Origin of the sequence: Pseudomonas sp. BIGb0278 (assembly GCF_024809895.1) — a bacterium.
In the GTDB taxonomy this organism is placed as follows: domain Bacteria; phylum Pseudomonadota; class Gammaproteobacteria; order Pseudomonadales; family Pseudomonadaceae; genus Aquipseudomonas; species Aquipseudomonas shirazensis.
Map to the genome: position 1 here is coordinate 536139 of NZ_JANUEL010000002.1, position 23149 is coordinate 559287.

The 23149-nt window shown below is 62.2% G+C and carries 21 protein-coding genes and 1 pseudogene; 11 read left to right on the forward strand and 11 right to left on the reverse strand.

Features of this window, described 5'->3' with window-relative positions:
* Window positions 1–14: 14 nt before the first annotated feature.
* The gene (gene hemB / locus M2396_RS11145) at window positions 15–1025 is read right to left on the reverse strand and encodes a porphobilinogen synthase (RefSeq protein ID WP_101315247.1); all 1011 of its coding nucleotides are present in this window, start codon (window positions 1023–1025) and stop codon (window positions 15–17) included.
* Between the two features lie 207 nt (window positions 1026–1232).
* On the opposite strand from hemB, the gene M2396_RS11150 reads away from it, so the two are divergent.
* Together M2396_RS11150 and elbB are read left to right on the forward strand one after the other, a co-directional pair.
* On the forward strand, window positions 1233–1856 hold the full coding sequence (locus tag M2396_RS11150; protein WP_101315245.1) for a DedA family protein: 624 nt from the start codon (window positions 1233–1235) through the stop codon (window positions 1854–1856).
* A 72-nt stretch (window positions 1857–1928) separates the two neighbouring features.
* Window positions 1929–2597 (forward strand): isoprenoid biosynthesis glyoxalase ElbB, encoded by a 669-nt coding sequence (elbB, locus tag M2396_RS11155; protein ID WP_259074765.1) that lies wholly within the window; start codon window positions 1929–1931, stop codon window positions 2595–2597.
* A 58-nt stretch (window positions 2598–2655) separates the two neighbouring features.
* Here elbB and M2396_RS11160 read toward each other — a convergent pair whose 3' ends face one another.
* The gene (locus M2396_RS11160; RefSeq protein ID WP_150570429.1) at window positions 2656–3108 is read right to left on the reverse strand and encodes a YaiI/YqxD family protein; all 453 of its coding nucleotides are present in this window, start codon (window positions 3106–3108) and stop codon (window positions 2656–2658) included.
* Window positions 3109–3161: 53 nt separating this feature from the next.
* Complete coding sequence (locus tag M2396_RS11165) at window positions 3162–5093, reverse strand: cytochrome c/FTR1 family iron permease (RefSeq protein WP_259074767.1); 1932 nt, start codon at window positions 5091–5093, stop codon at window positions 3162–3164.
* 220 nt (window positions 5094–5313) lie between these two features.
* On the opposite strand from M2396_RS11165, the gene M2396_RS11170 reads away from it, so the two are divergent.
* From M2396_RS11170 to M2396_RS11190, 5 genes are all read left to right on the forward strand, one after another.
* On the forward strand, window positions 5314–6705 hold the full coding sequence (locus M2396_RS11170; protein ID WP_150570431.1) for a COG3014 family protein: 1392 nt from the start codon (window positions 5314–5316) through the stop codon (window positions 6703–6705).
* Between the two features lie 15 nt (window positions 6706–6720).
* Window positions 6721–7086 (forward strand): YcfL family protein, encoded by a 366-nt coding sequence (locus M2396_RS11175; RefSeq protein WP_150572512.1) that lies wholly within the window; start codon window positions 6721–6723, stop codon window positions 7084–7086.
* A gap of 21 nt (window positions 7087–7107) precedes the next feature.
* Window positions 7108–7695, forward strand: coding sequence for a penicillin-binding protein activator LpoB (gene lpoB / locus M2396_RS11180; protein WP_259074771.1), 588 nt, complete (start codon window positions 7108–7110; stop codon window positions 7693–7695).
* A 3-nt stretch (window positions 7696–7698) separates the two neighbouring features.
* A complete protein-coding gene (locus M2396_RS11185; protein WP_259074774.1) occupies window positions 7699–8442 on the forward strand; it encodes a penicillin-binding protein activator LpoB in 744 nt (247 codons plus the stop codon).
* A gap of 187 nt (window positions 8443–8629) precedes the next feature.
* A complete protein-coding gene (locus M2396_RS11190) occupies window positions 8630–10126 on the forward strand; it encodes a Fic family protein (RefSeq protein ID WP_259075247.1) in 1497 nt (498 codons plus the stop codon).
* 154 nt (window positions 10127–10280) lie between these two features.
* On the opposite strand, the gene M2396_RS11195 is transcribed toward M2396_RS11190, so the two are convergent.
* On the reverse strand, window positions 10281–10463 hold the full coding sequence (locus tag M2396_RS11195; protein ID WP_259074777.1) for a hypothetical protein: 183 nt from the start codon (window positions 10461–10463) through the stop codon (window positions 10281–10283).
* Between the two features lie 256 nt (window positions 10464–10719).
* On the opposite strand from M2396_RS11195, the gene M2396_RS11200 reads away from it, so the two are divergent.
* Both M2396_RS11200 and M2396_RS11205 read left to right on the forward strand, forming a co-directional pair.
* The gene (locus tag M2396_RS11200; RefSeq protein ID WP_101315222.1) at window positions 10720–12021 is read left to right on the forward strand and encodes an Nramp family divalent metal transporter; all 1302 of its coding nucleotides are present in this window, start codon (window positions 10720–10722) and stop codon (window positions 12019–12021) included.
* A 210-nt stretch (window positions 12022–12231) separates the two neighbouring features.
* Entirely contained in the window at window positions 12232–14016 is a 1785-nt protein-coding gene (locus M2396_RS11205) for a monovalent cation:proton antiporter-2 (CPA2) family protein (protein ID WP_259074780.1), read from the forward strand.
* 7 nt (window positions 14017–14023) lie between these two features.
* On the opposite strand, the gene M2396_RS11210 is transcribed toward M2396_RS11205, so the two are convergent.
* Window positions 14024–14308, reverse strand: a complete 285-nt coding sequence (locus M2396_RS11210; RefSeq protein ID WP_103435589.1) for a HigA family addiction module antitoxin — start codon at window positions 14306–14308, stop codon at window positions 14024–14026.
* Window positions 14309–14321: 13 nt separating this feature from the next.
* Window positions 14322–14599: pseudogene (locus tag M2396_RS11215) on the reverse strand (type II toxin-antitoxin system RelE/ParE family toxin).
* 298 nt (window positions 14600–14897) lie between these two features.
* On the opposite strand from M2396_RS11215, the gene M2396_RS11220 reads away from it, so the two are divergent.
* Entirely contained in the window at window positions 14898–15809 is a 912-nt protein-coding gene (locus tag M2396_RS11220; protein ID WP_220632868.1) for a LysR substrate-binding domain-containing protein, read from the forward strand.
* A gap of 203 nt (window positions 15810–16012) precedes the next feature.
* Here the strand turns inward: M2396_RS11220 and M2396_RS11225 are convergent, their stop codons facing one another.
* The 4 genes from M2396_RS11225 to ycaC form a co-directional block, all read right to left on the reverse strand.
* Window positions 16013–17854: an amidohydrolase gene (locus M2396_RS11225; RefSeq protein ID WP_259074783.1), complete on the reverse strand. Its 1842-nt coding sequence runs from the start codon at window positions 17852–17854 to the stop codon at window positions 16013–16015.
* Between the two features lie 60 nt (window positions 17855–17914).
* Complete coding sequence (locus tag M2396_RS11230; RefSeq protein ID WP_150572509.1) at window positions 17915–18733, reverse strand: alpha/beta fold hydrolase; 819 nt, start codon at window positions 18731–18733, stop codon at window positions 17915–17917.
* Window positions 18734–18788: 55 nt separating this feature from the next.
* Window positions 18789–19355 (reverse strand): antibiotic biosynthesis monooxygenase, encoded by a 567-nt coding sequence (locus tag M2396_RS11235; protein WP_150570438.1) that lies wholly within the window; start codon window positions 19353–19355, stop codon window positions 18789–18791.
* Window positions 19356–19431: 76 nt separating this feature from the next.
* Window positions 19432–20064, reverse strand: coding sequence for an isochorismate family cysteine hydrolase YcaC (ycaC, locus tag M2396_RS11240; protein WP_101322920.1), 633 nt, complete (start codon window positions 20062–20064; stop codon window positions 19432–19434).
* 228 nt (window positions 20065–20292) lie between these two features.
* On the opposite strand from ycaC, the gene M2396_RS11245 reads away from it, so the two are divergent.
* Window positions 20293–21717 carry a mechanosensitive ion channel family protein gene (locus tag M2396_RS11245; protein ID WP_259074786.1) on the forward strand — a complete coding sequence of 475 codons (1425 nt, stop codon included), beginning with the start codon at window positions 20293–20295 and terminating at the stop codon, window positions 21715–21717.
* A 106-nt stretch (window positions 21718–21823) separates the two neighbouring features.
* On the opposite strand, the gene M2396_RS11250 is transcribed toward M2396_RS11245, so the two are convergent.
* Window positions 21824–23110, reverse strand: a complete 1287-nt coding sequence (locus M2396_RS11250) for an FAD-binding oxidoreductase (RefSeq protein ID WP_101322918.1) — start codon at window positions 23108–23110, stop codon at window positions 21824–21826.
* Between the last annotated feature and the right edge of the window lie 39 nt (window positions 23111–23149).

Genomic DNA, 23149 nt, shown 5'->3' on the forward strand with positions numbered 1-23149 from the left:
GTTCCTGAAGGGCGTTACTGCCCTCTCAACAATTGGGCGGCGCGAACGGCGAAATAAGTGAGAATGCCATCGGCGCCTGCACGTTTGAAAGCGGTTAGCGATTCGAGGATCACGGCCTCGCTCAGCCAGCCATTCTGAATTGCCGCCATGTGCATGGCGTACTCGCCGCTGACCTGATAGACAAAGGTCGGCACCTTGAACTCGGTTTTGACCCGGTAAACGATATCCAGGTACGGCATGCCTGGCTTGACCATGACCATATCGGCACCTTCGGCCAGGTCAGTGGCCACTTCGTGCAGGGCCTCGTCGCTGTTGGCCGGGTCCATCTGGTACGACGCTTTGTTGGCCTTGCCCAGGTTCAAAGCCGAGCCTACCGCATCGCGGAACGGGCCGTAGTAGGCACTGGCGTACTTGGCCGAGTAGGCCATGATGCGCACGTTGACGTGACCGGCGACTTCCAGCGCCTCGCGGATCGCGCCGAGGCGGCCGTCCATCATGTCAGAAGGCGCCACCACTTGCGCGCCAGCCTCGGCGTGGGACAGCGCCTGGCGCACCAGCGCATCGACGGTGATGTCGTTCTGCACGTAGCCGTCTTCGTCGAGGATGCCATCCTGGCCGTGGGTGGTAAACGGGTCGAGGGCAACGTCGGTGATCACCCCAAGCTCCGGGAAGCGTTCACGCAGGGCGCGGGTAGCGCGCTGGGCAATGCCATCCGGGTTCCACGCTTCGGCGCCATCCAGGGTCTTTTTCTCGACCGGGGTTACCGGGAACAGTGCCAAGGCCGGAATCCCCAGGTCCACCCAGGACTGCGCAGCTTCCAGCAGCAAGTCGATCGACAAGCGCTCGACACCTGGCATGGACGGCACTTCTTCCCGGCGGTTTTCACCATCCAGAACGAATACCGGCAAGATCAGGTCATCGACCGTCAGGGTGTTTTCACGCACCAGGCGACGGGAAAACTCGTCGCGGCGATTGCGACGCAGACGTGTGGCAGGAAACATACGGTTGGCGGGGGTAAAGCTCACGGCAGACTCCTGAGCCCGCGCAGGCGGGCAGCGCGACAGTTATAAGCGGCCATTATGACGCCTGTGTTACACCCTTGGGCAACCCTGCGACGTGTCGCCACAGGCAATCACCATGTAGGAATTGTTCACGTCGAGACACATTTGGACACTTTCCCCACGGCCCGCGAAGGGGTAGGCTGCGCGTTCATTTCGCCAGCACCCCAGAAGATGCTTCAACAATTCCTGCAGGATTTCGGCTACTTTGCCCTTTTTCTCGGCACATTTTTTGAAGGTGAGACCATCCTGGTGCTTGCGGGATTTCTTGCGTTCCGCGGTTACATGGACATCAACATGGTGTGCGTGGTGGCCTTCTTCGGCAGCTATGCCGGCGACCAGCTGTGGTACTTCATGGGCCGCCGCCATGGCCGCGCAATCCTGGCGCGCAGGCCGCGCTGGCAGGCCATGGGCGACCGTGCCCTGGACCATATCCGCCGCCACCCGGACATCTGGGTACTGAGCTTCCGCTTCGTCTATGGCCTGCGCACGGTGATGCCGGTAGCGATTGGCCTGTCGGGCTATCCGCCGCGCCGCTACCTGCTGCTCAACGGCATTGGCGCTGCGGTGTGGGCAGTGGCCCTGGGCGCTGCCGCCTACCACTTCGGGGCGATCCTCGAAGGCCTGCTTGGCAACGTCAAGAAGTACGAGCTGTGGGTACTTGGCGGCCTGCTGGTGCTGGGCCTGCTGCTGTGGCTGCGCCGGCGTTTTCGCACCCAGCGCGCCGAGCGCAAGGCGGCCGCCGACGCGGCTGCGACCGAGCAGCTGACGGACAAGCCAAGCCCACCGCAAGAATGAACATGCCGCTGTTGCCGTGATCCTAGTAAAGTGCCAAGCAACAATTGGCGCCTGGACTCTGGAGAAACAAGCATGACAAAAAAAGTGGCGGTGATTCTTTCCGGCTGTGGTGTCTACGATGGCGCTGAAATCCACGAAAGCGTGATCACGCTGCTGCGCCTGGACCAGCGCGGCGCGCAGGTGCAGTGCTTTGCACCAAACATCCCCCAACTGCATGTAATCGATCATCTGAGCGGTGAGCAAACCAGCGAGACCCGCAATGTGCTGGTCGAGTCGGCGCGGATTGCCCGCGGCCAGGTCAAGGACATTCGCGAAGCAGACGTCAGCGAGTTTGACGCGCTGATCGTGCCCGGCGGCTTTGGCGCTGCAAAAAACCTCTCCAACTTTGCCGTTGAAGGTGACAAGTGCACGGTTCAACCAGACGTACTGGCGCTGGCCGAGGCCTTCGCCGAAGCCGGCAAACCGGTCGGCCTGATGTGCATTTCGCCAGCTCTGGCAGCGAAGATCTACGGCCCAGGCGTGGTCTGCACCATCGGTAACGATGCCGGCACCAGCGCGGCGGTGGTGAAGATGGGCGGCACCCACGAAGAGTGCGATGTACATGACATCGTCGAAGACACCCAGCGCAAGCTGGTGACCACCCCGGCGTACATGCTCGCTACCTCGATCAGCGATGCGGCCAGCGGCATCTACAAACTGGTCGATCGGGTGCTGGAATTGACCCACGCCAACGACCACTGAGCTGCCCTGCAGCGCTGGCCCAGGCCGGCGCTGCGTGGTGCTGTGATCAACGTCGTAATCAGCCCCTCGCGAGGCGGGTCAGGATGCGATCGAGGGAGTTGGCGAACTCCTGCTTCTCTTTCTCGCCGTAAGGCCCCTGGCCACCACTGGCCTGGCCCTGTTCACGCAGCTCGGTGAACAAGTTACGCGTCGCCAACCGGTCGGCCATATTGCGCTCATCGAACTCACGGCCACGTGGGTCGAGCGCCGCCACGCCGTTTTTCACAAGGCGGTCGGCCAAGGGGATATCGCTGCAGATCACCAACTCGCCCGGTACGGCATTCTCGACCAGATAATCATCGGCGGCATCCGGTCCGCTCGGCACCACGATCAGCTTTACGCAGGCAAACGCCGGCTTGATCTGCGCTTGGCCAGCGACCATCACCACCTCAAGTTTGCGCTTGAGGGCAAACTTTACGATCAGGTCCTTGGCTGCCTTGGGGCAGGCGTCGGCATCGATCCATATACGCATTGCTGCATTCTCATCGGCTGTTAATCACTGCGTCCAGTGTGCCAGATCGCAGCTCAACTGGCCGCAGCGCGGCGCCGCTCGAGCAGCCACGAGCGGCCATACAGCAGCGCGATCGCGCTCAGTGCCAAGGCTTGTGCCGCCAGTGAGTAGGCATCGGCATGAATGCCCAGCCAGTCGAATTCAAAGAACGCCACCGGCCGCGTGCCGAGGATGCCTGCCTCTTGCAAGGCCTTGATGCCATGCCCGGCGAACACCACCGACAGTGCGCACAGCAGCGCGGCGTTGATGCTGAAGAACAGCGCCAACGGCAGCTTGGCCGAACCGCGCAGGATCACCCAGGCCAGGCCCACCAACAGCACCAGCGCGGTGGCACCACCGGCCAGCACAGCGTTGTGCCCGGCAGGCCCTGATTGCAGCCACAGGGTTTCGTAGAACAGGATCACCTCGAACAGCTCGCGGTACACCGAAAAGAACGCCAGCAAGGCAAAACCAAAGCGCCCGCCGCCGCCGACCAGGCTGCTTTTGATGTAGTCCTGCCAGGCCGCAGCGTGGCGCCGGTCGTGCATCCACACGCCGAGCCACAGCACCATCACGCTGGCAAACAGCGCGGTACAACCTTCGAGCAATTCGCGCTGAGCACCGCCAACGTCGATCAGATACGCCGCTACCGCCCAGGTGGCGAAGCCTGCGACCAGTGCCAGCGCCCAGCCAACGTTGACGCTGCGCACCGCAGATTGCTGGCCGGTATTGCGCAGGAAGGCCAGGATCGCGGCCAGCACCAGAATCGCCTCGAGGCCTTCGCGCAGCAGAATCAACAGCCCGGAGATGTAGCTCAGCGACCAGCTCAGGCCATCGCTGCCAAGCAGCTTGGCGGCGGCGTCGAGCTTGACCTTGGCCTCGCTCAGGCGCTGTTCGGCCTGGGCGACGGGCAGGCCGTCCTGCAACGACTGCCGATAGGCCATCAGGGCCTTCTCGGTGTCTTTGCGTACCTGGGCATCGATGTTGTCGAGGGAGCTTTCGACCAGCTCGAAACCTTCCAGATACGCCGCAACCGACAGGTCGTAGGCCTGGTCATGATCGCCGTCGCGATAGGCCGCCAGGCTCTTGTCGAGGGTGCTGGCGGTGTAGTCGAGCAACTGCGCCGGGCCGCGCTTGACCTGCGGCGGCTGTGCACGCTGGGCGCGAAACGCAGCTACGGCCTCGGCGCTGTGGCTGGCGGCGACTTCTGCAGGGGTCTGCCGGGCCAGATCAGCCAGGTTCCAGGCCGGGGCGCCAGCAGCGGCCTGCGGCTCGGCGCTGAAGCTGGCGACAAAGGCCGCTACGTCCCAGCGCTGACGCTCGTCGAGCTGGTCGGCAAACGAGGGCATTTCGGTGCCTTCGATGCCCAGGCCAAGGGTGTTGTAGAGGTCGAACAGGCTGAGCTGATCGAGCCGGGCGACGTCGCGCAGGTTGGCCGGCGCTGGCTCCAGACCGAGCCCGGCCGGGCCATCGCCGGCACCACTTTCACCGTGGCAGATCGAGCAGTTTTGCGTGTACAGCGCGGCGCCGCGGGCAGGATCAGGGGTGATTATCGGGGCCTGGCTGACCTCATAGGCAACCGCCAGACGGGCACCGAGCTGGCGCGCCTCGCGAGCAACGGTAGGGCCGTCCTGGCGCTGGTCGATGGCGGTGCGCAAGGCCTGTACGCCCTGTTCGAGGGCATCACGTTCGGCGTGCGCTGGCAGGTTTTTCACCAGTTCGGCGAGCACGCTGCTGAATTCCTGCTGCTCGCGGTACTCACCGTCATCGACCACCCTGCCCTCGCGCACCGTTGGCGGGTAATCCGCGCCAATGTAATCGAGCAGGTGCAAGGCCTTGGTCGCCTCTGCAGGGGCTTCGGCCATGGCCAGCGTGCTGCACAGCGCCAGCACTGGCCACAGCAGCCAGGCGAGTAAACGGGGACGGGAAGTCATGGCCGATCTCGAGGGGAATACGAAAGAGAACATTGTTCACTTCCACTCGCGCCTGCTCAAGGGCTACCGGCAGATTTCACGAAAAATCTTGTAACAGATTAGCGACAGGGGCCAGCGCAACCTAATTCAAGCCTCCATGCCAGCAAAACGCCACCTTGTGCTTATAATGTCGCGCCTTTGCCTTTGTTCCCCCGCAATCACGGGCCGCGCTGGCGCAGGACGCAGTCCATCCATTCAGGGAAGAACAACACCGATGGTCCCCCGCGCAGTACTTCTGGCAGCGCTTATCGCCGTCACGCAACTGACCGGCTGCGCTGTGTTTCGCAGTTACGACAGCGAGCTTCAGGAAACCAACCAGCAGCTTGTCGCCGGCAATGTCGACGCTGCCCTGGCTCTGCTCGAGAGCAACAACAAGAGCGACGTCAAAGACCTCCTCTACTACTTCGAAAAAGGCGAGCTGCTGCGTTCCAAAGGTGATCTGCAGGGTAGCCAGCAAGCCTGGCGCGTGGCCGACGGCGTGGTCTTCGAGTGGGAAGAAGCAGTCAAACTGGACACTGAAAAGTACCTCAGCCAGTTCGCCAGCTATCTGGTCAACGACAAGGTCCGCCGCTACCAGGGCTACGACTACGAAAAGGTCATGCTGACCACCCAGATGGCCCTGAACCTGCTGGCGCAGAACGATTTCGCCGGCGCCCGTACCGAAATCAAGAAGACCCACGAACGCGAAGCGGTCATCGCCGAGCTGCGTGACAAGCAGTACCTCAAGGGCGAGCAGGAAGCCGAACAACAAGGTGCCAGCACCGAGTTCAAAGATCTGAAGGGATATCCGGTGGCCAGCCTCGACGACCCTGAAGTGGTCAGTCTGAAAAACAGCTACCAGAGCGCGTTCAGCCATTACCTGTCCGGCTTCGTCTACGAGGCCCTTGGCGAGAAGGGCCTGGCCGCGCCGGGCTACCGCACTGCAGCCGAGCTACGGCCGAAGACGCCATTGCTCGAGCAAGCCCTGCTCAACCTGGATGGCAAGCAAGCCAAAGCCGGCGAGAGCGATGTGCTGATTGTGGTCCAGAGCGGCCTGGCACCGGCACGCGACTCGATGCGCATCCCGCTGCCACTGACGATCGACGGTAACCTGGTGATCACCACGCTGTCGTTCCCGGTGATAAGAGAAGACAACAGCACTGCGCGCTTTGGCGAGGTCTACCTGAACGACCAGGCTGTCAGCCTCACTTCACTCAACAACACCAGCGCCATGTCGCGCAGGGCCCTGCGTGACGACATGCCGGAGATCATCCTGCGCACCAGCGTGCGCGCGGTCAGCCGCACCCTGGCGCAAAAAAAGCTGAACGAGGTCGACCCGCTGGCAGCCCTGATCGTGGGCATTGCCGCGGCAGTGGTCGAAGGCGCCGACACCCGCACCTGGCGCACTCTGCCCAACCAGACCCAGGTCGCCCGCGTGCATCTGGCCCAAGGCGAACATCGCCTGAGCCTGCCGGCGATCCTCGGCAGCGGTACGCTCAAGGTCAAGATCGACCAACCCTACCAAGTGATCAGCCTGCGCGTGCTCGGCCATCAGGTGTTCGCCAGTGGCGCCGCCATACAACTGCCGCAGCCGGCCCAAGCGCCGGTGCTTGCCAACCTCAAATAATCTCAAGGATCGAACATGCGTTTAATCTGCATCGCTCTTGTCGCCGCCGCCCTCCTGGCAGGCTGCGCCAGTCCGCCCGAGCCAGGCAGCGCCGCCAGCAAGGTGGTGACCATGGGCCAGCTCGACGACTTTGACATTGGCCCGATGCGGGTGGCCCGCGAACGCGGATTTCTCACCGTCAAGGTCGCCATCAACAACACCAGCCGCAGCAACCAGACCCTTTACTACCGCTTCGCCTGGCTGGGCGACGACGGCTTCCCGGTAGGCGATGAAGAAAGCTGGAAGACCCTCACTCTGTACGGCAAGCAGGCCAGCTTCCTGCCCGCCATCGCCCCGGTTCCGCAGGCGCGCGACTTCCGCCTCGAAGTCCATACCCGGTAATCATTTTCAGGAGCACTTTTGATGTTTGCACGCATTACCCTCGCCGCCCTCACCCTCGCCTTGCTCAGCGGCTGCAGCACGCCGTCACCAGGCCTGGGCAGCAAGAACATCAGCTACGGCGACACCAAGGCAGTCGAGCTGATTACCAACGAATTCGGCTCCACCGACCTGCAGATGATCGCCGAGAGCATGACCCGCTCGCTGGCCCAGTCCGGCGTGCTGCAGGGCCGCCCGGTGGTGCAGGTGTATGACGTGAAGAACAAGACCAGCGAGTACATCGATACCCGCGAGATCACCACCACGATCAAGACCCAACTGCTCAAGACCGGCGTTGTCCGCTTTGCCAGCGACAACACCGACATGCAGAGCCAGGTCGACCAGCTCAAGTTGCAGAACCAAAGCGGCCTGTACAAAAAAGCCACCGTCGCCAAGACGGGCAACATGATCGCCGCGCAGTACCGCCTGGAAGGCTCGATCAGCTCCATCGTCAAACGCAGCAGCGATTACAAAGACGTGTTCTACAAGTTCAGCCTGCAGTTGGTCGACGTCGAAAGCGGCCTGGCTGAATGGATGGACGAAAAAGAAATCCGCAAGACCACGGAGCGCTAAGCGATGCGTACATGGATGGCAGTCATCGCTATGGCTTGCGCATTTTCTGCGCAGGCGGCGCCCAAGGTCGCAGTCACCGACCTTGCCTATCAGGCGCAGGTGGAGGAATACATCCACAGCGTCAGTGCGCACAACAGCGGCCAGGCGAGCCCGTACAGCGCCAGCCACTCGGCCAGCTATAGCGAGTACGAGAGCAGCAAGAGCTACATCGAGCAGACCGAGCTGCGCAATTTCGGTGGCGACATCAAGGGCGCAATCCTCAAGGGTGGGCTGTTCCAGCTGGTGCAGGGCAAGCCTTACACCAGCCGTTCCAACGACGATGTCTACGACGTGATCGCCCGGATCAAAGCCGGCTCGTTCCCAGGTGCCGACTACGTGCTGTTCGGCACCCTGTCGGATATCGACTTCCAGAGGGACATCAACGCACTCGACCACACCGACAGCTACTCGGCGGTACTGGCCCTGAGCGTGGTGGCTGATTTCAGCCTGATCAATACCCGCACCTACGAGATCACCTCGGCCTTCACCGCCATGGGCGAGGGCCAGGACACCAAGCTGGTAAAACGCCAGGATGCGCGCGTCACCCTCAACCGCCCGCGGGTGGTCCGCGAGGTGTCCAGGGAGCTGGGCATGGATGTAGCGCGGCAACTGGCCGAGCAGTTGGCCGGCGAAGTGTCGGCGGCGCCAGCGCGAGAAGGTGTGCAGAGCAACTTGCCGCCGGATGAACCGGCGCAGATTTTGCGCTGAGAGCTGGATACGCCCTGTTTAAAAGCGGGCGGGCCTTCACTGCCTGTCAGACATCACTGGCTCGCACTACCGCGTGCAAGGGCAACAAGCCGAGTGAGGAAAAAACAAGCGAATCTGGCAAAAGTGAGGATTTTCCGAGTAGAGTGAGAAAAATCTTGCCCGCACTAACCGAAGGAAGGATTTAGTGATCAACGCCGTAGGCTACTCGCTTTTGATCCAACAACTGGAGCTCACAGCAGTGCCTCTGCGCCGGGCAGCGATGGTGCAGCCCGTTACCCGCTTAAAGCTCATCGGTTCAGCATTAGCGGTACCTCCCGGCATGATGCCCACACGCGATGACTTGCTCGGCCACGTGCTATTTGCCTTGAAGCATGAGGGCATCAACCTGGCAGTACTGGCTCAGGCCCTGCCTAAGGTCACTGCCGAGACGCTTGAGCGGGCCTATCAAGAGGCGCCTAACGGTATCTACATCCGCAAAGCCTGCTACCTCTGGGAAGCCTTTACCGGCGCACAACTCACACAGCCAACCCCGGTACGAGTCCCCTACACGCCGCTGTTCGACCCAACGCGTTACATCACTCGTCCGGGCGAACGCAACTCGAAGTGGCGCGTTGAATTCAACGGTCTGGGTGATCTGAACTACTGCGCTACGGTCGAACGAACATCAGAAATAACCGAGCTGCTCGATCATGACGTTCTTGAGAGAGCGCGGGCCTTTATCGCTGGGTTACCACCCGTGATGATGGACCGCGCCATTAACTGGGCCTACCTGCATGAAACCAAAGATTCCTTTGCGATTGAGCGAGAAGCCCCCTCGGACGACAAGTCTCGGCGCTTCATCCAGTTACTTCGTCAGGCCCACGAACGCCAGCCGTTGACCGAGGACTATCTGGTCGCTTTACAGAATGCGACCGTATCTAACCCACTCGACCTGGCAGCGGCATTCAGGCATCAGCAAAATTATCTATCGGACGGTTCGCAGGGCGCCGCAGGGGTGACTTTTTTACCTCCCCCACCAGACCTTTGCCGGGAACTGATGGAAAGCCTGATGCGTTTCGCCAACGAAGCACCATCTCAAATAGATCCGCTAGTAGCTGCGGGAATCATTTCGTTTGGCTTTGTGCTTATACACCCGTTCATGGACGGGAACGGCCGCCTGTCGCGTTTCCTTATCCATCAAGCATTGTGCCGAGCCGGCGCATTGGACAACGGCCTGCTGCTACCCGTGTCGGTGGCAATGAAGCGTGAAGAACTGCGTTATCTAGAGGCGCTGCAGACCTTCTCTCGCCCTGTTCGGGACTTCTGGGAGGTGCAGTGGATTGACTTTGGCCAGTACGGATTCAAGTTCCGGGGCAACGATGCAGTTTACCGGTACTGGGATGCAACCCCGTGTGTGGCCTTCACCCTGGATATGGCCAGGATGGCGCTCGAAGCGGAGTTGCAAAAGGAAACAGCGTTTTTGGCATGCTACGACGCTGTCTACCGGGCCGTTGACGAGCGTTATGACTTGCGAGGGAGTGATCTCGCCAACCTGGTCATGATGTGCTTGAGCAACGACGGGGTGGTCTCGCGCAACCGCCGCAAGCAGTACCAGTACTCAGTCACGCCGCAAGCTTTTGATTTCATAGAGCAGACGGCGCAACACGTGCTCGCCGAGCAGCGAGCCGAAACAGCGCAGGATTGAGCGCAGCTCACTTGTTGGTGGGGATACCGGAGATTTGTGATCCCCTACCGGAGTAGTCGCCGACAGGTTTCGTGCAAACACTGTGGCAAGGGCTGGGCTGCAGCTCCTGCTCCCCTTGCCTCGCTTAGCGCAGCCGATTGACCCCGGTTTCCCTTCAGCTACGCAGCCGGGTCAATGCGTGTTCAACCAAGCTACGGGCCATGCGCGTGGCCTGGGCGGCGCTGGCCAGGGCGTTTGTGTCAGGTTGCTCAGCCGAGTCGCTGCACTGCTGGTCGAGGGTCTCGACCACGCCGCAGAGAAATTCATTGGCCAAGGCCAGGGAGTCAGCCGGGAGCATGTCGCTGTGGACAGAAAAATCTTCCGAAGGCCATCCAGCCTGAAGCGCTCAGCGTGAAGTTGGGAAGGTCTTACAAGGGCTCCGTGATGTCAGCAGGCCATATTCCACGGCAGCTCAAGCCCCGCAAGGCCTGCACAAAACAGCCTGGATTTGCCGTAATACTTTGTAATGTTTGCTCTGCGATTTTAGTTGTACGACGTCCTATCAGCATGTTGGACTGCGCCGGCTCTCACTACAAAAATAACGGAGACATCCAATGACCAGCCTACCTTCCGTTGAGGGCAAAGCTGCCGTGCCCTCGCAAAGCCGCCTCGCGCGCATCGCCAAGTTGCTCGGCCCAGGCATCATCGCCGTGCTGTCGTGGCTGGGCGCAGGTGATCTGATCACCTCTTCCGTGGCCGGCGCCAACTACGGTTACGCAATGATGTGGGTGCTGGCAGTTTCGCTGCTGCTGCGCTACCTGATCGTCAACATCATCGCCCGCTTCCAGCTGTGCAATAACCAGGGCATGACCATCCTTCAGGGCTACGCGCAACTGCACCCGGTGTTCGCCTGGTTCATGCTCGGCTACGCGCTGATCATGGGCCACCTGATGAACGCGTACATGATCAAGGGCGCCGGCGAATCACTGGCCATGCTGCTGCGCGTCGACTACCCGCTGCTTTGCTCGATGGCGGTGGTGCTGGCGGTGTGGATGCTGGTCGGGCGCAATATCTATTCGCTTATCGAAGGTGTGATGAAGGCATTGCTGGCGATCATGACCCTGGCGTTTCTGGCGCTGGCGGTGATGTCCGGGCCGGATGTGGCAGGCATCGTCAAAGGCACCATCGGCTTCAGCATCCCGCCTGACGAGGGCGTGCATGGCGCCATGCTGGTAGCGGTGTCGGTGATCGGCGCAGTGGCCGGTTCGGTGGCCAACTTCGTCCACCCCTACGTGATGCGCCAGAAGGGCTGGGTTGGCCCGCAGCACAAGCGTGTGCAACGCAACGACCTGCTGTTTGCAGTATTCGTCGGTATCGTCATCAACCTGGCGATCTGGATCGTCGGCGCAGAAATCCTGCGGCCCAACGGCATCGAAGTGAAAACCCTCGGCGATCTGGGCAAGGCGCTGGAAATCTTCTTCGGCCCGATCGGCTGGTATGTGTTCTTCATCGGCGTGTTCGCCACCCTGTTCGCCAGCATTTCCGGCAAGACCACAGCCTTCCCGATGCTGATCACCGACGCCCTGCAGCACGTGCAGCCCAAGCGTCGCGAGCGTTATGGCAAGGAGTTCCACAAGGACCCGGCGCACCGCTGGTTCATGCTGTTCATCCTGGTTACGCCACTGATCTGGTCGATTCCGGGCATGCCTGACTTCGTCACCCTGACCATCGGCGTCAGCGCGCTGAATATCATTGGTCTGCCGGTGATCTCGCTGGGCCTGTTGATCATGTCCAACCAGAAGTCGCTGCTGAGCAAGGAATACCGCAACAACCTGTTCGAGAACATCGCCCTGGCATTCGCCACCGGCCTGGCGCTGTGGGTGGCGTTCCAGCTGGGTGTGGAGCTGTTCAGCTAAGTCATCGTACAACGCTGCTGTAAACACTCTGCGGGGCAGTTCTTGAAAAGGGCTTGCCCCGTGTTTGTTTGCAGCCATTGTGCGTTGATTGTCGCCACTGAAATGACAATGTGTCTCTGCACAGGCGGATTGTCTGCACCCACCCTGCCCTTCACAATGCGCGACTAATCTGATCCCGCTGCCCTCTTCGCAGCTCATGGAGTTCGAGCGATGCCACACGAAGGCAGCCTGCTACAAACCGCGGTCATCTTCCTTCTCGCCGCAGTGATTGCCGTGCCATTGGCCAAGCGCCTGCAACTCGGCGCCGTCATCGGTTACCTGCTTGCCGGCGTAGCCATAGGCCCACAGGTTTTAGGCTTGATCCGCGACACCGAAAGCGTCGCGCACATTTCCGAGCTGGGCGTAGTCTTGCTGCTGTTCATCATCGGCCTGGAACTGTCACCGCGGCGGTTGTGGCTGATGCGCAAAGCGGTGTTCGGCGTGGGCCTGGCACAGGTGCTGCTGACCGGCGCGATACTCGGCGCCATCGCTCTGTTCGGTTTCGCCCAATCACTGCCCGCAGCGCTGGTGCTGGGTCTGGGCCTGGCCTTGTCGTCGACTGCATTTGGCTTGCAGACGCTGGCCGAAACCAAGCAATTGAATGCCCCGCACGGGCGTCTGGCGTTTGCCATTCTGCTATTCCAGGACATCGCCGCCATCCCGCTGATCGCACTGGTGCCGTTGCTCGCCGCCAGCGGCCCGGACACCAGCCATGGCGACAGCCTGCAACACGGCCTGACCATCTTTGCCAGCATCGCCGTGGTCATCGTCGGCGGCCGTTATCTGCTGCGCCCGGTGTTCCGCATCGTCGCCCGCACCGGCTTGCCGGAAGTGTCCACGGCCACCGCACTGCTGGTGGTGATCGGCACTGCCTGGCTGATGGAGCTGGCCGGAATCTCCATGGCCTTGGGCGCATTTCTCGCCGGCCTGTTGCTGGCCGACTCGGAATACCGGCACGAACTGGAGTCGCAGATCGAGCCGTTCAAAGGGCTGCTGCTGGGCCTGTTCTTCATCAGTGTCGGCATGGGCGCCAATCTCAGTCTGTTGTTCGACACGCCTTGGCTGTTGATCGGCCTGACTGCCCTGCTGATCGCAGTAAAGCTGCCGATGCTGATGCTGGTCGGGCGTCTGGGCGGCCTCAATACGGCCAATGCCCTGCGCCTCGGCGTGGTCTTGGCGGCTGGCGGCGAGTTCGCTTTTGTGGTGTTCAAGCTGGGCAAGGACCAAGGCCTGCTCGACAGCTACACCTACGACCTGCTGCTGATGACCATCACTTTATCGATGGCCGCCACGCCGCTGTTGCTGATGGCCTGCGCACGCCTGCTCAAGCGTCCGCCTGCCACGCGTGAAGTACCGGAACAGTACAAGGACATCCAGACCGATGCGCCGCGGGTGGTGATCGTCGGCATGGGCCGCATGGGCCAGATCGTCTCGCGCATCCTGCGTGCGCAGAAGATCCCGTTCATTGCCCTCGACACCTCGGTCGACGCCATCGAGATGACCCGCACCTTCGAGCAGGCGCCGGTGTTCTACGGCGACCCGATGCGCGCCGAAGTGCTGCACGCCGCCAAAGTCGGCGAGGCCGAATACCTCATCGTGACCACTGACGACCCCGAGATCACCACACGCACGGCAGAGCGGGTCAAACGTCTCTATCCACATCTGAAAGTGCTCGCCCGCGCGCGCAACCGCCAGCATGTGCACAAGCTGATGGACGTCGGCGCCGAGCCGATCCGCGAGACGTTCTATTCCAGCCTGGAAATGAGCCGACGCGCCTTGGTCGGCCTGGGTTTGTCGGATGATCAGGCCGCTGACCGCATCCAGCGCTTTGCCGAACATGACGAGCAGGTGCTCGAAGCCCAGGGCCGCATCCGCGACGACCGCGCCAAGGTCATGCAGAACGCCAAGGAAGCACGGGTGGAGCTGGCCCGGCTATTCGAGTCAGACGCCGACTGAGGCCAACTCAGGCCAACACCAGTCGACAGATAGGCGGATGCTCCCGCTGCGCGGCCTGCCATAGATCGTAGGCCGCCTGCTCCGCCAGATACTGCCGGGCCGCACCCAGGCCTGCCAGCTCAAGGCGATAAGCCAGGTCAGCCGAAAGCGCTGCGCGTCCATTGATGACGGCAGACAGCTGCCCGCGTGAGTAGCCAAGGTGGCGAGCCAGCGACGAGACGTTCATACCAATAGCGGGCAGGACATCTTCGCGCAGCGATTCGCCGGGGTGAGGCGGGTTGTGCATCGACATAAGCATTCAGCTCCTAGTGATAATCCAGATAGTCGACCAGCTCAACGTCGGTGCTGACAAAGTGGAATATCACCCGCCAGTTACCAGAGATGCTAACGGCCCAGAAACCGTCCAGGTTGCCTCGCAAGGGATGGAGCCGATAACCGGGTCGGTCCATATCGGCAGGCGATTGTGCGACTGCGAGTGACGCGAGAAGCCGGCGCAGGCGTGCTACTTGATCAGCTCGGACACCGGATGTATCTCCCCGCTGATAGAGTGCCCTCAGGCCTTGTGCCTGAAACTCCTGATCATTGACGCTGAAGTGTAAGGCCAGGCCTTACACTTTTCAAGTAGACCATGGCTCGTTGCATGGAGACACTCCTGAGAATTTCCGGGAGTGCAGTTTGTTCTTTGCCAGCTTCAAAGACGCCGTGATGGCGTCAGCCAAGCACGTGGGAAATTTCCTAAGCAGCTGTCCATCCGTCAGGTCACCTCCACCCCGCGACCACAAAAAATCCCCCGCCCCCTCCACCCCGGGCCTGTTACGCTCCGTCTCGCTCGAGTCGCAAACACTCCGGCGCAGCAGCAAGCGACTGACCAGGAGACCCGCTTGGAAGACCTCAACTCGCTGTACTTCTTCACTCAGGTAGTCGAGCACGGTGGCTTTGCCCCTGCCGGGCGGGCGCTGGACATGCCCAAATCGAAGCTCAGCCGGCGCATCGCCGACCTCGAAGAAAGGCTCGGCGTGCGCCTACTGCACCGCACCAGCCGGCATTGCTCACTGACCGAAATCGGCCAGGAGTATTACCGCCGCTGCCTGGCCATGCGGGTCGAGGCCGAGAGCGCTGCCGAGGTGATCGAGCGCAACCGCAGCGAGCCGCGCGGGCTGGTGCGCATGAGCTGCCCGACCACCCTGCTCAACTCCTGGGTCGGGCCGATGCTGACGCGCTATATGCTCAAGTATCCGCGGGTCGAGTTGTTCATCGAGAGCACCAACCGCCGCGTCGACTTGCTGCACGAGGGCTTCGATGTGGCGCTGCGGGTGCGCTTTCCGCCGCTGGAAAACACCGACATGGTGATGAAGGTACTGAGCAACAGCACCCAGTGTCTGGTCGGTCGGCCGGCGTTTCTTGAGCAACTGCCGGCGGGCTTCGATCCGCAGCAGCTCAGCCAGCTGCCGAGCCTGCACTGGGGCGGCGCGCAGCGTGAGTATCAGTGGGAGCTGTTTCAGGGCGAGGATATGAGCCGCAGCATCGTCATCCCGCATACGCCGCGGATGGTCACCGATGACCTGTTTGCGCTGCGCCATTTCGTGCTGGCGGGGATCGGTATAGCGCACTTGCCGAAGGTGGCCGTGCGTGAGGATCTGGCCAGCGGGCACCTGGTAGAAGTGCTGCCGGGCTGGAATCCGCGCTGCGGTATCGTCCATGCGATCTTCCCATCGCGGCGTGGCCTGCTGCCGTCGGTACGCTCCCTGATCGATCACCTGGCGGAAGAGTTCGTGACCTGCGACATGGCTTGAATGGGTTAAAGCTACATCTGTCCCGAAGCCTAATCTTGAGGTTTGACGCGATCCCTGTAGGAGCGGCCTTGTGTCGCGAAAGGCGCGCGTAGCGGGCCCAGGATCTGTGCAGCACCAGAGATCGTCGGGGCCGCTGCGCGGCCCTTTCGCGACACAAGGCCGCTCCTACAGAGATCGCGTCGAGGCGGCCGCCTCGGATCAGATCAGAACGCGAAACACGAACAGCCCAGCGATCCCCAGAAGCCCTGGAAGTCACTCACCGGCACACTCGATTTGCGCGCCTTGTCATGGCTGTGAGCATGCACCCCACACGGCCCGGAACACTGATGCGGCATCGCTGCCAGCGACGGTGTGCCCGCCCGCCAGTGCCCCGGCACCTTGGCCACCGGCGACCATTCAGGCAGTACCGGCACCTGCACCGGGCCCAGCTTGTCGAACTCGGCGGCGCCGTACACGACCTTGCCATCGACAATGGTCAGCACCGACTCGATGCTCTTGATCGCCTCCTCACTGACGCTGAAGAAGTCCAGCGACAGCGCTGCCAGGTCAGCCAGCTGGCCGACCTTGAGCTGGCCTTTCTTGCCCTGCTCGCTGGAGAACCAGGCGCTGCCCTGGGTGAACAACTGCAGCGCGGTATCGCGGCTCAGGCCTTCGGGGTACAGCTCCATGCCGCCGACGGTCTTGCCGCTGACCATCCAGTACAGCGAGGTCCACGGGTTGTAGCTGGAAACCCGAGTGGCGTCGGTACCGGCACCGACCGGCACGCCCATTTCCAGCATGCGCTTGATCGGCGGGGTCTGTTCGGCCGCCTTGGCGCCGTAACGGTCGACGAAGTACTCACCCTGGAAGGCCATGCGGTCCTGAATGGCGATACCGCCGCCCAGGGCACGCACGCGCTCGATGTTCTGCGGGGTGATGGTTTCGGCGTGGTCGAAGAACCACGGCAGGCCGTTGAACGGGATGTCGCGGTTGACCTTCTCGAACACGTCGAGCATGCGCGTGATCGACTCGTTGTAGGTGGCGTGCAGGCGGAACGGCCAGCGCTGCTCGACCAGATGGCGGACCACCGGTTCCAGCTCTTCTTCCATGGTCTGCGGCAAGTCAGGGCGCGGCTCGAGGAAGTCCTCGAAGTCGGCGGCGGAGAACACCAGCATCTCGCCGGCGCCGTTGTGCCGGAGGAAGTCGGTGCCGCTGTGCAGCTTGACGCTGGAGGTCCACTTGCGGAAGTCGTCGAGCTCTTCCTTGGGTTTTTGCGTGAACAGGTTGTAGGCGATGCGCACGGTCAGTTGGTTGTTGTCGGCCAGCTCCTGGATTACCGAGTAATCGTCGGGGAAGTTCTGGTAGCCACCACCGGCATCGATCGCGCTGGTCAGGCCGAGGCGGTTGAGTTCACGCATGAACTGGCGGGTCGAGTTGACCTGATACTCCAAGGGCAGCTTCGGCCCTTTGGCCAGGGTCGCGTAGAGAATCATCGCGTTGGGGCGGGCGATGAGCATGCCGGTCGGGTTGCCGAACTTGTCGCGCTGGATCTCGCCACCTGCTGGGTTGGGCGTGTCCTTGTTGTAGCCGACGGCTTTGAGCGCGGCGCGGTTGAGCAGCGCGCGGTCGTACAGGTGCAGCAGGAACACCGGGGTATCGGGCGCGGCCTGGTTGATCTCTTCAAGGGTCGGCATGCGTTTTTCGGCGAACTGGAATTCGTTCCAGCCACCGACTACCCGTACCCACTGCGGAGTTGGCGTGCGCGCCGCCTGGTCCTTGAGCATGCGCAGGGCATCGGCTACCGAAGGCACGCCTTCCCAGCGCAGTTCCAGGTTGTAGTTGAGGCCGCCGCGGATCAGGTGCAGGTGCGAGTCGTTGAGGCCGGGGATCACCGTGCGCTGCTTGAGGTCGATGATTTGCGTGCTGTCACCGCGCAAGGCCATGGCCTCGGCGTCGCTGCCCACGGCGAGAAAACGCCCGTCCTTGATGGCCACGGCGGTGGCGGTTGGGTTTTCACGGTCGACGGTGTGCAGCTTGCCGTTGAACAGGATCAGGTCGGCGGTCATGGGCAAATCCTCGGATAGGGGGCGGGAGCAGCGCGGAGTGAACCGCGCCGCCTCGGTGGCTTACTTGGCCAGGAACGCCAGCAGGTCTTCGTTCAACTGCTGCGCATGGGTGACCGCAAAGCCGTGCGGCGCGCCGCTGTATACCTTGAACTCAGCGCCCTTGATCATTTCTGCTGCGCGCTTGCCGGTGGTTTCCATCGGTACGATCTGGTCGGCGTCGCCATGAATGACCAGGGTCGGCACATCGACTTTGGCCATGTCTGGACGGAAGTCGGTGGCAGAGAAGGCGCTGACGCAATCCAGAGTCGCTTTCAATGACGCCAGCAGGGCGATATTGAGGGTCTGCGCCTGCACTCCGGTGGAGACCGCCTGGCCTTTGTTGATGCCGTAGAACGGGGTGGCGAAGTCGGCCAGGAACTGTGCACGGTCGGCTCTGAGGCCCGCCTGGATACCTTCGAACACCGAAGCATCGACGCCATCCGGGTTGCTCTCGGACTTGCCGAACACCGGCGTTACTGCGCCGAGCAACACCAGCTTGGCCACCCGCTCGCTGCCATGCCGACCGATGTAGCGGCTAACGTCACCGCCACCCATGGAGAAGCCGACCAAGGTCACGTCGCGCAGATCGAGGTGTTCGATCAGCTGGGCGATGTCGTCGGCGAAGGTGTCGTAGTCATAACCGGTCCACGGTTGGTCGGAGCGACCGAAGCCACGCCGGTCAAAGGCGATGGCGCGGTAGCCGCGGCTGGCGAGAAACTCCATCTGGGTGTCCCACATGTCCGCATCCAGCGGCCAGCCATGGCTGAACAGCACGGGCTTGCCGCTGCCCCAGTCCTTGAAGTAGATCGAAGTGCCATCGCGGGTTACGAACGTGCTCATATCGGTATCTCCAGAAATTAGGTAGGGGCTTGCACAGCGTAGCGTCAGAAATGTTTCAACCACGTAGCCAGTTGGCGCAGCGGCGGGTTACCCACGGCATGATGAAAAACACCACCGGCAGGATCACCAGCAGGTTGCCGATCAGGTTGCCAATGACCGGCCCGGCCAGTTGCGGCACGCGAGTGAACAGCGGTGCCAGCACGATCGGTACCAGCATGGTCAACGGGCAGATCACCAGGTAGGTCAGCACGGCCTGCTTCCAGCGCGGCGGCGCTGGGGTGTTGCTGCTGGCCGGGGTGAACCAGAACTCCGGGTCGTCATGCACATGGGTGTGGTCGCCGTCTTCAAGCAGCGGCAGCACCTCGCTGACCAGTGCCTGGCGTTCAGCCGAATTGACCCATGCCTGCAACAGTTCAGCATCGGCAAAACGCACCACGGTGGTGAAGTGGCAACCACCGCCATCGGGGCGGATCACATTGACGTCGAGGTGGCCCGGCTGCTGGCGGGCAGTGGTTACCGCGCGCTTGAGCCATGCCTCGTACTGCGCCAGCGCGGCAGCCCGCGCCTTGTGCTGGATGACCAGGGTCACCACGTTGCGGTTATCGACGGTTGCACTGTTCATGGGTGTTCCCTGGGCAAAGGCGGCTGGCCATGGCCCACGCTGTTGCTGTGGGCCGGCGCTGGGTTGAGGGCGCGGCTTATTTGCCGGCGGCGGTCAGGGCGCTGTAGGTGGTCATCAGGTTGCGGTAGTCCGGGATGTGGTTGGAGCACAGCGCGCCGAGGCCTTCGATGTCGTTCCTCCAGTCGCGGTGCAGTTCACAGGCCACGCCGAACCAGTTCATCAGTTGTGCACCAGCGCTGCTCATGCGGTTCCAGGCGGCGTCACGAGTGATCTCGTTGAAAGTGCCGGACGCATCGGTAACCACGAACACATCGAACTCTTCTTCCAGCGCCGACAGTGCCGGGAACGCCACACAAACCTCGGTCACCACACCAGCGATGATCAGCTGCTTCTTGCCAGTCGCCTTGACCGCCTTGACGAAGTCTTCGTTGTCCCAGGCATTGATCTGGCCAGGGCGAGCGATGTACGGCGCATCCGGGAACAGCGCTTTCAGCTCGGGGATCAGCGGGCCGTTGGGGCCTTGCTCGAAGCTGGTGGTAAGGATGGTTGGCAGGTTGAAGAACTTGGCCAGGTCAGCCAGGGCCAACACATTGTTCTTGAACTTGTCCGGCTCGATGTCACGCACCAGCGACAGCAGGCCAGCTTGATGGTCGACCAGCAGGACTACGGCGTCGTCTTTGTTCAGGCGGTTGTATTTGAAGTTGTTCATGGCTTGGTGCTCCGCAAGGGTCTTGGTTTCGAGTGAGTTGGGTGTTTCGCGTTGATGAGTAAAGGTTAAAACCAAGACCTTTGTGCGACTAGATAGCTAAATTTGTCTTTAGCGTTCTATTTTATGAACGATGGTGATTATGGCCTGTTGTTGCGACTACGGCCCAGTTGCTTGTCCCCCTCACCTACTCTTTACTACCCATCAGCCCTCCCCCGCACCGAGACCGTCATGCTGGCGTTCATCCAGTCCTACCCGCTGTTGCTCGGCACCTGTTTGATCCTGCTCGATGTGCTGCTCTGGCAATTGATCACGCTGCAGCGCCAGCCGTGGCGGATCGCTGCGCGTCTGGCGATCTTCCTGTTGTTCAGCGCGGTGTTGGTGGCGGCGGGGATGAGCCCGTTGCAGCCGCCGCCGTGGGTCGATGATGTGGCGCGCAATCTGTTGGCGACGGTGCTGGCGATTGGCTGGTGGCTGTTTGCGGCGCGGACGGTGACGGTGGTGTTCGGCGTGCTGCTGGTGGCGCGCGGCAGCCATGGCGGGCGTTTGTTGCAGGACGTGCTCGGGGCATTGATTTTTCTGGTGGCGGTGGTGGCTGCGGCGGCCTATGTGCTGCAGTTGCCGGTCAAGGGGCTGTTGGCGACGTCAGGGGTAATGGCGATCGTGATCGGCCTGGCGTTGCAGAGCACCTTGAGCGATGTGTTCTCGGGGATCGTTCTGAATACCACGCGGCCGTATCAGATCGGCGATTCGATTTCGATCGATGGCACCGAAGGCAAGGTGGTCGATATCGACTGGCGGGCGACGCGGATGATCACTGCCAGCGGCAGCCTGGCGGTGGTGCCCAACTCGGTGGCAGCCAAGGCCAAGCTGCTCAATCACAGCCGCCCGGCGGACCGGCATGGGCTGAGCATCACCGTGGTGGTGCCGGCCAAAGTGCGCCCGAAGCGGGTGTTCGATGCGCTGGAAAAGGCCCTGCAAGGCACCTCTGCGCTACTCGCCACGCCTGCACCGAAGGTCTCGGTAAAAGCCTCAAGCCTGGAGTCGGTGGAATATGAAGCCAGTGGTTTCATCACCGACATGGCGCGCAAGGGCGAGGTGCGCAATCAGTTGTTCGACCTGGCCCATCGGCACCTGGAAGCCAGCGGCGTGATCTGGAATGCCGACCTGGCTTCGGCGCCACGCAGCCGTCAGCGCGAGCTGCTGGATGAGGTGCGCCTGTTCCGCTCGCTGAGCGGCGACGAGCGCGATGAGCTGAGCCAGCACATGACGACGGTGGAGTACCTGGTCGATCAGGTGATCCTTGGCATCGGCGAGCGCTCGCAGCATGTGTTGGTGATTGCCAGCGGGGTAGTGTCGGCGTCGGTGCGCGATGGCGAGCGGCTGGTCGAGGCCGGGCGCATGGGGCCGGGCGAGCTGCTGGCCATTGAAGGTTTGGTCGATGAAGAAGAGTCGGCGGTGGAGTTCCGTACCCTGAGCGGCTGCTTGCTGTACCGGATCGACAAGGAGCAGCTGCGCAGTTGCCTGGACCAGCGCAGCGATGTGCAGATGGCCTTGACCAAGCTGCAGCGGTTCCGCCGGCAGAGCCGCGATTCACTGTTGATGCAGAAACCGGTGCTGGTCAAGAAAGGCGGCTTTCTCAGCTGGCTGCGGTAGGAGCGGCCTTGTGTCGCGAAAGGGCCGCGTAGCGGCCCCAGATTTCAGCTTCGCCGCGGGTATCGCCGGGCCAGCTACGCTGGCCTTTCGCGACACAAGGCCGCTCCTACAGGACCACGCGCAGGCACTGGCCGGCGTGGTACAGCGAGAAGCCTGACTCATAGAACGCAGTACGCAACGACGGCGCGCTGACGGCTTTCATCGGCGAGAACGGCACCGGCAGGCGCTCGGGGTCATCCTTGAGCAGAAACTCGGCAAAGGCTCGGCCAATCACGGTGCCGGTGGTATTGCCGCGACCGTTGTAGCCGGTCACCGCGACCAACCCCGGTGCAGGTTCGAACAGGCGCATCAGGTGATCGGGGGTGAAGTCGATGCAGCCGGTCCAGTGCATTTCCCAGTCGACCTTGCCCAGCTCCGGGTAGTAGTGGCTCTGAATGCGGTCGGCCCAGCGCCGTACGAACCATGCCGGCTTGTTGTCGACCCGACCGAGGCTGCCGAGCAGCAGGCGGCCTTGGTCATCGCGGCGGATGCTGCTGAGTACGGTACGGGTGTCCCACGAGCCTTGGCCATGGGGCAGCACCTTGTCGGCGGCTGCGCCGTGCAGCGGTGCCGAGGCAACCTGGTAGTAATAGCCACGGAAGAAGTGCTTTTGCAGGTTGCTCCAGTCGCCCTCGGTGTAGGCGCCGGTGGAGATCACCACCTTGTCGGCACGGACCACGCCTTTGCCGGTGTTGACCTGCCAGCCAGCGCCATCGCGCTGCAGGCCTTCGACCGAGGATTGCTGGAACAGCTTGCCGCCCAGCCGCTCTACTGCAGCAGCCAGGCCTTGGGTGTAAGCCATCGGGTTGATGGTGCCGGCGCGATGGTCAAGCAGCGCGGCGGAAATCTTGTCGGTACCGCAGTATTCCTGGCACTGCGCGCCGGTCAGCAGTTCGACATTGGCGCCGCGCCGGCTCCATTGCTGATGGCGCGCCTCCAGGTCAGCCAGGCCAGTGGCGTTGTGCGCCATGTGCAGAGTGCCTTTGTGCTGGGCCTGGCAGTCGATGCCCAGGCGCTCGATCATGGCGAACACCTCGGCGGGGGCCTCGCCCAAGGCCTTGTTCAAGCGGCTGCCCTGTTGTTGACCGAGGGTCGCCTCGACATCGTCGGGGCGAATCCAGGTGCCGGCGTTGACCAGGCCAACGTTGCGCCCGGAGCCGCCGTGGCCGATTTTCCAGGCTTCGACAACGATCACTGACTTGCCCTGTTCGAGCAGATGGATCGCTGCCGACAGACCGGTGATACCGCCACCGATGACGCAGACGTCGGCCCTGTGCTCGCCCGCCAGGGCCTGCACGGCGACGCTCGCGGGAGTGACGTGTTCCCAGAGACATTGTTGACGCAATTCGGGCATGACCGGCCTCAGCTTATTTTTCTTGTTACGGTGTGGCCG